The organism is Rhodopirellula sp. P2 (assembly GCF_028768465.1).
Classification (GTDB): domain Bacteria; phylum Planctomycetota; class Planctomycetia; order Pirellulales; family Pirellulaceae; genus Rhodopirellula.
The window spans coordinates 1,426,847-1,440,545 of record NZ_CP118225.1 but is presented as its reverse complement, the minus strand read 5'-3'; the positions used below and the strand labels follow the sequence as shown (position 1 = coordinate 1,440,545).

The 13,699-nt window shown below is 58.4% G+C and carries 6 protein-coding genes; 5 read left to right on the top strand and 1 reads right to left on the bottom strand.

Annotated features, from left to right (window positions below):
- Nucleotides 1-14 precede the first annotated feature (14 nt).
- A complete protein-coding gene (locus tag PSR62_RS05040) occupies nucleotides 15-2,687 on the bottom strand; it encodes a hypothetical protein (protein ID WP_274406722.1) in 2,673 nt (890 codons plus the stop codon).
- Nucleotides 2,688-2,920: 233 nt separating this feature from the next.
- On the opposite strand from PSR62_RS05040, the gene PSR62_RS05035 reads away from it, so the two are divergent.
- From PSR62_RS05035 to PSR62_RS05015, 5 genes are all read left to right on the top strand, one after another.
- A complete protein-coding gene (locus PSR62_RS05035; protein ID WP_274406721.1) occupies nucleotides 2,921-3,745 on the top strand; it encodes a hypothetical protein in 825 nt (274 codons plus the stop codon).
- A gap of 147 nt (nucleotides 3,746-3,892) precedes the next feature.
- Entirely contained in the window at nucleotides 3,893-4,798 is a 906-nt protein-coding gene (locus PSR62_RS05030; protein WP_274406720.1) for a 3'-5' exonuclease, read from the top strand.
- 16 nt (nucleotides 4,799-4,814) lie between these two features.
- On the top strand, nucleotides 4,815-5,846 hold the full coding sequence (locus PSR62_RS05025; RefSeq protein WP_274406719.1) for a hypothetical protein: 1,032 nt from the start codon (nucleotides 4,815-4,817) through the stop codon (nucleotides 5,844-5,846).
- Between the two features lie 807 nt (nucleotides 5,847-6,653).
- Complete coding sequence (locus PSR62_RS05020; protein WP_443217362.1) at nucleotides 6,654-7,892, top strand: WD40 repeat domain-containing protein; 1,239 nt, start codon at nucleotides 6,654-6,656, stop codon at nucleotides 7,890-7,892.
- Nucleotides 7,893-8,050: 158 nt separating this feature from the next.
- Nucleotides 8,051-13,234: an MSCRAMM family protein gene (locus PSR62_RS05015; protein ID WP_274408170.1), complete on the top strand. Its 5,184-nt coding sequence runs from the start codon at nucleotides 8,051-8,053 to the stop codon at nucleotides 13,232-13,234.
- Nucleotides 13,235-13,699 lie beyond the last annotated feature (465 nt).

Genomic DNA, 13,699 nt, shown 5'->3' with positions numbered 1-13,699 from the left:
CTTGGGAATCGCGGTCATTCGTCACGATCACGCTCCTCAGTTGGGAGTTGATCGGAATCCAATTCATCCAGATCCAGGGGCGTCAAACGCAACGTCCCGGCCTCCAGATCGTCACCGGTCTGGATCGGACGCCCATCTCTCAATTCAACCTGCAGAATGGTGCGTTCATCAGCTTCATCAACCACGTACTGAATTTCATACTCGCCATCGGGCAACTGAGAAAAGAGTCGATTCAGCGAATCGCCTTCCAGCGTTCGATCGGGCAATCGGATGGGCTCGATCAAGTCCGCCGCATCTGGATTGGGCGAAAGAGCACGAAGCTGGAAGAACTCATCGCGAATGGACGCGGGACTGGACGACGCCTCGGAGGTTTCGAACGTCACACTGGTCAGCGTTGTGGTGGTGGTCATGGCAACAGGGGTCACCGGGTCAACCGGTTCTGGAATCACGTCCCGAATGGGCAAAAACGCCAACGGAACATTCACACGTGGGATCACAAAGAACGCCGCCCCTGATTCGAGAATGGGACCGCTGGATGTCTGGGTCAGTGGATTGTCCGTCGATGAGATCACGCTTCCGGGAACATCCATCGACACCAGAAACCCGTCCGTGTTGGGCTGCGAGATCGATTCGCCGAGCAACACGATCGACTCATGGTGTTCAACCGCAAACAAAACATTCAGCGGATCCGTTGCACTTCCACGTCCATTCAACGTTGAGTTCAGAATGTCGTCTTCCATGTAAACGTGACTGACGCTGGTGGTTTGAAACGAACCTGGCAAATTCTCGACGCGTTGAAAGCGATCCGATTCGGCTCCCCAATCAATCAGGAGAGTCAAACCGTTTTCACCTTCTGTCCCCACATTCACCGACAGAATCCCTTCGGCATCGTTGACGTCAAACTGCGACAGGATGTTCGTCCGAATGGAATCATGCTGGTAGAACGCTTCGGTCAATTCACCTGGCTCGGGCGCGACGGGTGGAGCGGCCGGGCGTGGCGGCAAATCAGGATTGGGGGGAACGAGGTCCTCAGGATCAAGCTCTGGACGCGGCGTGAATTGCCTGGCGATTCCGACACCATCTCCCGTGTTGATTTCAAATTGCTGTCCCAGTTCGATGACCGGTGCGGACAATGTCACCGCGCCAGCTTCGATCGATGCGGCTTGAATTTGGACGTTGTCCGAAGCAACAATCCGTTGCTCGGATGACAACCGCACTCGGCCATCCGTTCCCAGTGCAACGACCTCAGGGTCCAACTTTCGATCGGGACCATCCTCGATGGAATCGTCATCCACCAAGATCAAATCGCCCTCGGCATGCACATCCACAGACCCATCCCCGGCCACCACGTCCTTGATGATGACGTCGCCATCGTTGCGAACCCAGATCGATCCTTGGTCAACGATCACGCTTTCAAGTGTCAGATCCAGCCCGCCGAATTGTTCCAAGCGGAAATCGCCACTTCCAAATTCAATGCGTGCCACCACGGGTTCATCCACCGCCAACCAAACCAAATCAACGTTGCCATCACCCGCATCGACATCCAACTGCGTCACCGATTGCAATTCCAGTTCCCGCACGTTGCCGATGCCGTCATTCGCTTCGAAGAGAAGTTCATCCGCGATCAGATCAGCCAAGTTGTCGTCCGCTGAGTCGTTGATCGAATTCGCAAACACCTCGACTCGTGCGTCGCCCGCGTTGATCTGTTCCACAATCAAATCGGATTGACTGACCAGCCGCACGTCTGAGTCAGTGGTCAAAATTCGAACGGTGGAAATTTCATTGCTGGTTTGGTTCAGCGTCACGCCCGCGTCCGCGGTCACATCCAAGTCGTCCACCACCAAGGTGCTCGTTGACAACTGACGCACAGCACCTTGCCCGGTCACTTCCAGAACAGGCGTCGTCAAAGACGATTCCAAAACCAAATCGTCTTGCAGTCCGAGCAACTGGACTCGGTCATGGACCGTGATGGGTGCCTCCCCCAAATCAACTCGCCCCACATCCTGGGTGGTCAGTTCGGTGATGTTGACGACCGACGTTCCCAGCTCGGGCAACAACTCAAACGAAGTCTTCGCATTGCCACTGATCGCAATCATCTCACCGGAAACTTCAACCTCATTTCCGATCGTCGATGGGGAAAGCACTTCCACATTCACCGTGTCGTTGCCGAGCCCGCCGCGAACGGTCGCGTTCAAACCATCGGGAAGTCGCAGGTGCAATGAATCGTTGCCGCCGCCCAGATTCACCTGAACACGGCCACTGGTGATCGAATCCACGCCAATCGAATCCACACGAATTGGATTCCCGAACGCGTCGTGTCCGATCGTGATCGGAATGATGCCGGTCACCGAATCGGTGAATTGAAGCTCGCCCCCCGCGGTGAGCGACGATTCGATCGTGTCAAACCCGGCGTCCCCTTGGACCAAGAGATCTCCCAGTGCGGTCAGCTCCGCGGTCGCATTGAGAACCAACCGTTTTTCAAGCGAACGAATGCTGGGCACCAACCGAGCGGGTCGGCTGGTCTTGCTGGCGTCCGTGTGGATCCATTTCGCCCTGGAACGCGACCAAATTCGCGCCGCCTGCGACCTCCAATTGCGAGCCAATTTGGGCTGGAATGAGCGCATGAATCCGGAGGCTTTGATGACCGAGTGAAGAACGCGTGCCGCGATGTTTTCGAGAGAAATCATTCTAATCCGTGCTTGCTTCAGGAACATTCAAAACACGCATCCCCACTGAAGAACTGGCTCGGGTCGAAAAAACCGCCCAGATCCCGGCGTGAAGGTGTTCCGATTGCAACGATTCCCACTGATTTAGCGGTTGGTGCGATCGAAATGGGGAAAGGAATTGGTTCCGCCGATTGAGACCATGAGAGACCGGTGGAAGTTCCCTCCGGTACCCGGACGCAAATTGAAGCGACCCCATGAACTTCATCCAAGCACTTTCGATTCGATCTCGATCGACCGCCTTCCTCGTCACCGAAGATCGCCGCCCCCGCTGGATCGGCCTCGCAGGACGATGCGCGTTGCTGCTGATGGGGTGTTGGTGTGTCAGTTCAGCGACCGTGCACGCGCAGCAATCCGACCCGGTCCCGTTGAATCCAGCGTCCGAGTCGACGCGTCCCGCCACGAAACCGGCATCGCTGCGAACGATGCTGGATGCCGAGCGAACCAGCACACTCGCTGCTCTGCCGGCCAGGTATCAACTCACCGACCAACCCACCGCAGCAGAACCCACCGCAGCGGATCCTGAACTTCGAGCCGCGGAACGATTGCAGTCGCGATTCGCCGCTTTGGAAAAACCGGTTCGCGAAATCCGTGTGGTGCAGGCGGACGTCGCAGGTTCCTTCCCGGAAAATCATGCCGCGGAACTGCTCGCCCCCATGGCCGCGCACGTGATCGAGAGCGACTGGCATGAGATCCCGACTTACGATCGCTACGCGGTTTGCTTCTCCCACCAACCTTTGCATTTTGAAGAACGCAACCTGGAACGTTGTGGCGACGGGCACGGTTGCCTCACCAACGCGGTCTCGACGTTTTGGTTTCTCTCGAACACCGCCATTTGGCCGTATCGAATGGCCAGCGAGCCGCCCTGTCAGTGCGTCCGTTCAGCGGGTGATTGCAAGACTTGCCAAACCTATCCCTGTCCCGTCGAGCCTCTGCACACCGACCGCACCCGGCATGAATTCGCGAAAGGCGTGTTGGCGGAAGCCGCGGTGATCGCCGGTTTCACCTTCCTGGTGCTGTGATTCGCATCCACCGGAACGAGTCGGCCTCAACGCGATTCCCCCAATCCCCAGGCGTCTGTGGTAGTTTGTTCGCACCGGTCAAAATGTCCCGAGGCGACGGCAAACGCAGCCCATCCCGCCGTGGGCAAACGCTGAAAAGGAAGCACCATGAGTGACTCAGTCTCGCACCTGATCTTTGATGTCGAAAGCATCGCTGATGGCGATCTCATCTCCCGCGTCCGTTACTCGGGTGAAGACTTGTCCCCCGCCGAAGCGATCGAGAAATACCAAGCGGAGCGAATGGAGCAAACCGGGTCGACATTCATCCCCTACACGTTCCAGATCCCGATTGCCGTGGTGGTCGCGAAAGTCACCTCCGACTTTCGGTTGGTGGACATCAAATCATTGGACGAACCCGAGTTCCGGCCGCATGTGATCACCAAGTACTTTTGGCAAGGCTGGGAGATGTACAACACGCCCCAGTGGGTGACTTTCAACGGACGTTCGTTTGACATTCCGATCATGGAACTGTCCGCGTTTCGATATGGGATTTCGATTCCCAAGTGGTTCGACGACAGCGGTTACAAATCACGCCGCAATCGGTTCAGCACGCACGCCCACCTGGATTTGCAGGAACTGCTCACCAATTTCGGAGCCTCTCGCTTCAACGGCGGCCTCAACTTGGCTGCCCAATCGTTGGCCAAACCCGGCAAAATGGGACTCAGTGGCGATCAAGTCCAATCGTCTTATGACGCAGGTGGCCTCAAAGAGATCAGCGATTATTGCCGCTGCGACGTGCTGGACACGTACTTTGTGTTTCTGCGATGCATGGTGTTGACCGGCAAATTGGAACTGGAACGCGAAATTGAATTGGTCCAACAAACGCGTGATTGGATTGAAAAAGAAAGCGAGACCTGCCAAGCCTGCGCCGATTACATGACGCAATTTGGCGACTGGAAAAACCCTTGGCTGGTCGAATCCGACACGGCCGACGCCGCCCCGATTGAAACAGGGTCAACCGAAACAGGGCCCCCCCAGACCGAAGCGACCAAACCAGACGAATCCAACGCGTGATGGCTGGGATTTTCTCATGAGCCACCAAGCCTTGCGCGTGACCTGCCCCCATTGCGTGGCGTTGCTCGAATTTCCAATCGTTTCACGCGGCGAAGAACCTGGCGACGGTTTCCCAAGCAGCGGTGTCTGTGCTGCCTGCTCCCAGCCCATTGAGCTCTCGACCTGTCGCGAAAACTCGCCCGCTGACCCGCATTCGTTTGCCAACCGACAACGAGCGGTCACGCTGCTGCTGCCAACCGAGGCGTCGGTCGAAAGCGTCTTGTTCGACGCATTCCAGCTGTTTCGCAGCAACTGGAAAGTGCTGCTCAGTGTCTCCTGCCTGACCACGCTGATTTGGTTTGTGTTGGTCGCTTGGCCGTGTCAACAACTGAGCCGGCTCTGGACCTTGGCTCAACAGGACACCGCTCAGCTGCTGACGTTTTTGTTGGCATCGGGGATGGTCGCTGGGGTCGGCATTCTGACCACCGCCTACACCACCTCGGTGATGGCGAGGATGACGTTGGCCGTGAGTCGCTACGGTCGTGGCAGCAATCCGCCCTCCATCCGGTATGCGCCTGATTCGAATGAAACACCGTCACGCGGAAGGCTGTCGGTTCCCGCGAGCGTGCTGTTTCACATGACGTTGTTCATGCTGTTCGTTGCCGTCGTGATGGCGATGTTGTTGGTGCTGGGCGTGATCGCCATGATCGCGTTCATGTTGGTGCTGCCCTTGCCGCGTGAAACAGCGACGCTGGTGGGCACGTTCTCGGTGGGCTGCGTCTACTTTGTTTTGATTTTCGCACTGCAGTGGCTTCTCTGGCCCAGCGTGTTCTTGATCGCGGATCGAAGAACGTCGTTCAGGGAAAGCTTGCGAGAGAGTTTTGCTTTGTCGTGGGTGCACCGAAAGGTGAGCCTGAAGGTGGTCACGTTTTACTTCCTGCTCTCCACGGTCGGGGCACTGCTGTTTTATGTGGGCCAAGCGATCACGGCTCCAATCGCGAGCCTGCCATTGGCGGTGGCGTATCTGCGGATGACGGGTGGCCAAACGGTCCTCGACCCAGCCGATTGAAATGGAGCATCAGAATCGGACCGTTGTCCTCCCCTGTTCCGTCGAGCAGCTTTCCACCGCCAAGCCTGGGCTGACGAAAATCACTTCGACTGGAAGGCTTGGGCTGTTTCGGACTGGCAAAGCGAAACGCAATTTGCGCTCACGATTCGGAGAATCGAGCGACATTGTCGCACAACTCTCCGAGTTGTCAGCGTTCGGCTCGGAGGGGCTAAGCAGGTCGGCAGGAATGATCCAGCACAACCATGTGAGCCGTTTGGGCGTTCGCCCCGGTTGTGCGTGAAAACCGTGGCTAACGCCAACGGCTCACATACCCGATGACCTGCGTCCCTGCTTCATACTCGACGAAGCACATTTACATCAGCCCACGCCAAGCCTCATCGGACCCGAGCGCTCACGATTCGGAGAATCGAGCGACATTGTCGCACAACTCTCCGAGTTGTCAGCGTTCGCCTCGGAGGGGCTAAGCAGGTCGGCAGGAATGATCCAGCACAACCATGTGAGCCGTTTGGGCGTTCGCCCCGGTTGTGCGTGAAAACCGCGGCTAACGCCAACGGCTCACATACCCGATGACACCTGCGGCCCTGCTTCATACTCGACGAAGCACATTTATATCAGCCCACGCCAAGCCTCATCGGACCCGCGTCCACTTTCAATTGTTCGCGTCAAACCGCTCGACGACACCAACCGATCACGCAAACATCGGGGGACAAACGTTCTACTCTGAGCGGACATCCAGGCCCCCCCCCAACGTGATTCCGAAATCGAAACACGCTGCGTGAAGATTTCGGTTCACGACTTGGGCGGATCATGCCGATCCTTCCGATTGGAGTGCGTACGCAAGGAACGCGTCGCCTCACCCTGGTTCGTCATGCGGGGGCATACGAAATGAGAAACACAATCAATCGGCGTCAACTTTTAGTCGCCCTGGCTACCACATCCATGGTTTCACCGGCCTGGAATGCCTGGGCAGCCCCTCCGGCGGATGCCAATGGCGTCGGTGTGGTGGGTGACCCCATCCAATTGATCACCGCCAATGATTTGCCGGAGGCTCGCGTCGTTCGACTGCCACCGGTGGATGAACGTGTGAAACAAGTCGTGGTGACTTCGATCGCAATCGATCCGCGTGGCGAATGGTTGGCAGTCGCCGGCGACGACCATGTGATCCGTTTGCTTCGTCTGGAAACGCTGCAAGTCGTTCGAACCCTGGGCGACGGGCATCGCTCGGCAAGTTCCCCGATCGGGCACAGCGACATGATTCGCACGCTCGCGTTTGATGCCACCGGCAGCCGCTTGGCTTCGGCAGGCAACGATGGTCGCCTGATCATCTGGGATCGCAACGAAGACTTTTCGGTGCTGCAAGAAATCGGCTCCGCCCCCGCGCTGGCGTGCGTCAGTTTTTCTCCCGCCGGGGATCAAATGGTTGCGGTCGGTTTCGACCAAGAGGTTTTCCTGATCTCCAACCAAGCCGGCAACCGCGAGCGATTGTTTTGCGATTGCAATGATTTGCGATGTTGTGCCTACCGAGCCGATGGGGAAGCCCTGGCGATCGCTGGCCGCGATGGTCACTTGCACTTGTTCAACCCGCAAACCGGCAAACTGATTGCAGATCAACATCTGCACCAACGACGTGTCCGGGATCTGGCGTTCATGCCGAACTCCGACATCTTGGTCAGCGTTGACGAAGCTGGCGTGATCATGCGTTGGGACACCCGGACCAAAGAAGTCCTGTCCCAGCAAACGATCACCTCGGGAAGATTGTTCTCGTTGGCGATCGTCGACAGCCACCGCATCGCCGCCGCCGGCAGCGACGACGTGATTCATCTGGTCGACCTGGCAGACGACGGCCGCTCGCTGTATGTCTCCGGGCAACTCAGAGGCCATGTGGGCTCGGTGGCAACCCTCGCCGCGGTCGATGGCATGGTGTTCTCCGGCGGATTCGATGCGACATTGCGACGCTGGGACCTGAATCAGAACGCGATCGCTGACAGCAAGATTGCACTCGGAAACGACGGGTCGTCCCCGGCCAGCGAACCGACACCTCGCTAAGCCGTCGACCCCATCTCATCCTTCCACTCCTTCAGCTGACCTGAACTCCCTCGTGTTCAACTGAAATCAATGTGCGGTACAAGGAGGTACCAAACGTGATCTGGAAACGTCTCGAACGATTGCTAACACCCAACACTTCTGCTTCGACTGGGCGGAAGATGCGCATCGAGTCGCTGGAGAGTCGTCGTTTGATGGTGGCGGATCCGATCCATGTGGGATTGGTCTATCTCGAAACCGACTACTTGGAATCCGATCAAGACGTCGGCAGCGATTCCAAAGGCGACCGGTTTCTGCTTTCATTCACCGGTGGAGCCCCCGGCACCGAACTGACCGAACTGATCATCCGCACGGACAAAGACGGCGACGGGATCTCGGTTGGCGACCCGATCTTTGACACCGAAGTTGGCGGCCGCGGCAAGAATGGCGCGCACCCATTCACAGTCCAGAACATCGAAACTCTCGATGGAACTCCCGCCGATGTCACGGCGAGCGTGGACGACGGGGGGCAATTCCTGAAGCTCAACTTCCGTGGTTTCAGTGCGGGCGATCGATTGGAGTTCACGATCGACGTGGACGAAGTGCTCCGCAACCTCCCGGACCTCGAGGAATTCAACAGTCGACTCGACGTGATCACGTCCGGCCAAGAGTTCCAAGACTCGATCCTGGAAGCTCTCTTCGAAGCCCCGAACTACTACGCCGCCGAAGCCGATGCGATCTTCCTGAACGACTTTGGTGACCCAGCCCAAGAATACGGCTTGGATCTGCCACCGGATGAAGGCACCGACATCGACAGTCGGCCCAACCGCTCCGCGGCCGCGGTCGGGACCGCCACGCAAACCCCGATCCCAGCCTCCATCGGTGGTTTCGTTTATCGAGACGACAACGACTCGGGCACCAAAGACGCTGGCGAAGTGGGCCTGGGCGGCGTCACCGTGCGGTTGATCCCAGTCGACACGATCGCGCCCCAGAACCCGCTCGAAGCAAAAACCAAAGCGGACGGGTCGTACCAATTCACGAACTTGATGCCAGGTCGCTACCGCATCGTCGAAGTCGACCAGCCCGCGGATTTGGAAGACGGCCAGGACGCAGCCGGTACCATCGACGGCCAAGTGGTCGGCTCGGCGATCAATCCCGGCGACGAAATTCGCGACATCGTGCTTGGTGGCGGCGATGTCGGGGTGGAATACAACTTCGGCGAAGTCCCGCTGGGGTCGATCGGTGGCTTTGTGTACTTGGCCGCGCCCGGTGCAGACTGCGATGGCGATCACGACGCCGGCGACAGCACGCCTCTGCAAAACGTCGAAGTTCGGTTGCTCGACGAACAAGGCAAATTGGTCGCGACCACCCGGACCGGTGCCGATGGCAGTTACCTCTTCGATGACCTTCGCACAGGCGTTTACGAGATCGTCGAAATCACGCCCGACGGGTTGCTCGACGGCGGATCGCACCCCGGCGAGATTCGCACGATCGCGTCAAACATCTTCGTGCCCATTGGTGGCTCCGTCGATGGTGGACGCATCACCAACGTCGCGTTGCCTCCCGGCGGCGAAGGCCACGAATACAACTTCTGCGAAGCCGCCCCGGGAACGCTGTCGGGCGAGGTGTATCACGACCGGGACAACGATGGAAATCGAGACGCTGGCGAAGAAGCGATCCCCGGCACCGAATTGGTGCTGGTCGGTTCGGATGGAAACGTTGTCGCCACCACCATCACCGGGCCCAATGGCGAGTACAAATTCAGCGGCTTGGCAGCGGACACCTACCGCATCATCGAAACGCAACCGCTGGGATACATCGACGGCATCGACTCCGTCGGGCAAATCGACGGGACCACGGTCGGTGGGCTGGGGTCGGATTCCGACAGTTTCGTCAGCGTCACGTTGCGTCAGGGTCTGCACGGCGTCAACTATGACTTCGGCGAACGCCAACTGGCTTCGCTCAGCGGACGCGTGCACGTTGACTTCGACGAAGACTGCTTCCGGGACGATGACGAACCGGTCTTGGAAGGCGTGACCATCACCTTGGTCGACGACAGCGGCAAGCAAGTCGCTCAGACCCAAACGGACGCGGACGGTCGGTACACCTTCACCGATCTGATTCCCGGCAACTACACCGTCATCGAAACGCAACCCGACGGCTACTTCGAAGGCGGAGCCAAACCGGGTTCCGCAGGCGGCGTCAGCGAAAACGGCAGCCGAATTGGCTCGATCACCTTGACGTCGGGCGAAGTCGCCGTGGACTACGACTTCTGCGAGCGGCCACCATCGGAAATTTCCGGGGTCGTGTACGTCGATCGTGACGCCGATTGCTTCCGCGATTCAGGCGAAGAAGGCCTGTCGGGCGTTCGCGTTGAGTTGATCAACGAAGCCGGCGAGGTCATTGCGACCACGCTCACCGATGCATCGGGTTCGTACAGGTTCACCTTCCTGCCAGCCGGTTTCTACACCGTTCGTGAAATTCAACCCAGCGGGTATTTCCATGGCGGCCAAAAAGCAGGCAGCCACGGCGGCAACGATTCCCAAGCCGATGTGATCTCGACCATCGACATGGGCTGGGGCGAAACCCTGACGCAGTACAACTTCTGCGAATTGTTGCCCTCCGAGTTGTCCGGCATCGTGTACGTCGACAAAGACGCCGATTGCTTCCGCGATGCAGACGAGATGGGGCTGGCGGGCGTGATCGTGGAACTGTTCGATGAGAACGGTGCCTTGGTCGGCAGCACGACCACCGACGCCAACGGTGAATATCACTTTGGCAACTTGAAATCGGGCGTCTACACCGTTCGCGAAACGCAACCAGAAGGCTACTTCCACGGTGGACAGATGGCGGGCTCGGGCGGCGGCGATGACAGTCTGGCCGACGTGATCTCGACCATCGACATCGGCTGGGGAGAAACGCTGACCGATTACGACTTCTGCGAGCGATTGCCATCGGAGTTGTCGGGTGTTGTTTACGTCGACAAAGACGCGGACTGCTTCCAAGACCACGACGAACCGGGACTGGGCGGCGTGTTGATCGAGTTGTTCAACTCGGCCGGTGAATTGGTCACCACGACCACCACGATTGCGGATGGATCGTATCACTTTGGAAACTTGCAGGCCGGTTCCTACACCGTTCGCGAAACGCAACCGGACGGCTACTTCCACGGCAGCCAAATGGCTGGCAGCGCAGGCGGCAACGACAGCGTCGACGATGTGATCTCAACGATCCCGGTCGGTTGGGGCGAGTCGCTGACCCACTACGACTTCTGCGAAGTTCTGCCCAGCACGATCTCAGGCATGGTCTGGGCCGACACGGTTCGCAACAGCGTCTTCGACGATGGCGAGACTCCGCTGGCCAACGTGATCATCGAGTTGCGTGATGAGACCGATCAAGTCATCGCGACAACGCAGACCGACAACCAAGGTCGCTACACGTTTGATTCGTTGCCGCCGGGAACCTACTCGGTTCACGAGTCGCAACCCGATGGCTATTTCCAAGGGGGTCAGATCGTCGGCGACTTCGGCGGCCGCATCCTTCGCAGCGACGTGATCGGTGAGATCACCATCCCTGGTGGCATCAACGCGATCGGCTATGACTTCCCTGAATTGCCACCCGCAACGATCACAGGGTACGTCTTCCAAGACGGCGAGAACCTGGTGCTTCGCGAAGCCCCCAGCCCGGAAGACTTGCGTGAATACCGTGACGGCGAATTGACCGAGGACGACACTCGGTTGCCCGGCGTCACACTCGAACTTCGGAATGTGTTGGGCAGTCCCATCAACAGCTCCACCGGAGCCCTCGCGGGAACCTATGGCACGGAAACCATTCGCGTCACCACCGACGAAAATGGTTTCTACGTCTTCAGCGGTTTGCGGCCTGAAACGGTTTACTCGGTTTACCAAGTCCAACCCGCGGGCTTCATCGATTCGTTGGACACGCCCGGTACACTCGGCGGCTTGGCACTCAACGTGGCTGACTTTGTGTCCGACAGCGGCGAAGGAACATTGACGTTCCCAACGTCCGTTCAAAACCTGATGGCGGATTCATCCACCGATCCCAAGTTCGATGCGATCCTGCAATTGTTCGTGGGTGCCGGCCAGACCAGTGCCGACAACAACTTCAGCGAAATCGCCATCGAAGATCCGCCAGACGTTCCTCCTCAAGAATACCCGACCCCCGATCCGATCAGTCGCCCCTGGGTGCCCATCGAAACGTTCGAGACCCCGATCCGACCGATGGCATTTGGAATCCACCAGGATCCCCGCCAGCAATTCTTCTTTGCCGATGAATGGCAGGTCAGTTGGCACTTGAGCGTGATCAATGGTGGCTTCCCCCGCGGCGACGGTGCTGATTCGGGAATCGTTCAGGCGGATGAGTTCTCCGACAACGGCGACCTGATTCGTCCGGCCAACTACCGCACCGAGCTCGATGGCGATGGCGAAGAAGGAAGCGAACGAAAAGGCAAGCTGCCAAGTTCGCTGCTCCGCAACGATTTGATGGCGGGTTTCTGGCACATCCAAACCCCCACGGTTCGGACGCTGGCTTCACAGCCCGACTCGGGCTCTCACATCCAAATGGGACACCCCGATGCCACCGCGCTGACCGGCGACTTCGATGGCGATGGTGTTGACGAAGCGGTGTTGTTCATCGGTGGACAATGGTTCGTGGACCTCAACGGCAACGGCAAATGGGACGCCGGCGACCTCTGGGTTCGCCTCGGAACGGAACTCGATCGCCCCGTGGTGGGTGACTGGGACGGCGACGGCAAAGACGATGTCGGGATCTTCGGACGACGCTGGGAAAACGACTGGGCTCGGATCCGCCGCGACCCCGGTTTGCCCGACCCAGCCAACACACGTCGACGTGGCCTGACACGTGAGGAATTGGTCCCCCGTGAAACCACTGCCAACGAAGATCAACAACGCATGTTGATGCGTGGCGAAGACGGGGGACTGTTGGCCGATGCGGTGGACCACGTCTTCCAGTACGGCGAACAAGTCGACACACCCATCGCCGGCGACTGGAATGGCGACGGCATCGACCAAATCGGTGTTTTCCGTGGCGGCCAGTGGTTGCTCGATGACGATGCCGATGGTCGCTGGACTGGCAAAACCAAACCGCACGACTTTGGTCGTCCCGGTGACGAGCCGATCGTGGGCGACTTCGACGGCGACGGCATCGATGAAATCGGTGTGGTTCGAGGCGATGTCTGGATCATCGACAGCGATGGGGACCGCAAGCTGACGGCCAACGACAAACGCATTGTCGTGACCCGAGAGTCAGCGGATTCTCAACCGATCGTGGGTGATTTCAACGGCGACAACAAGGACGAACCTGGCTACTACACCGACGCCAGCTGATCGCTGACACCGTTGGACGCTCGGCCTTCGTTGGTGCATCAGCCAATCGATCCCAACCCGAAGCGTCAGCGAGTGGACCAGCGGATCAATCCACCAGTCAGGGTCGCGAAACTCCTCAAGATTTTCGACTTGCTTGACGAAATCCCGAAAGTCTTGACGACTTCCGCTACGGTGCTGAACCGCATCGTTGACGCTGACGCACCGCTGGTGTTCGGCCTTCGTTGGTGCATCAGCCAATCGATCCCAACCCGAAGCGTCAGCGAGTGGACCAGCGGATCAATCCACCAGTCAGGGCAGCGAAACTCCTCAAGAGTTTCGACTTGCTTGACGAAATCCCGAAAGTCTTGACGACTTCCGCTACGGTGCTGAAATCCCGAAAGTCTTGACGACTTCCGCTACGGTGCTGACCCGCAACCCGTTTGAACGTGGCTTTGACAGAGCCCACCCTCTTCCTCTTTGATTGAG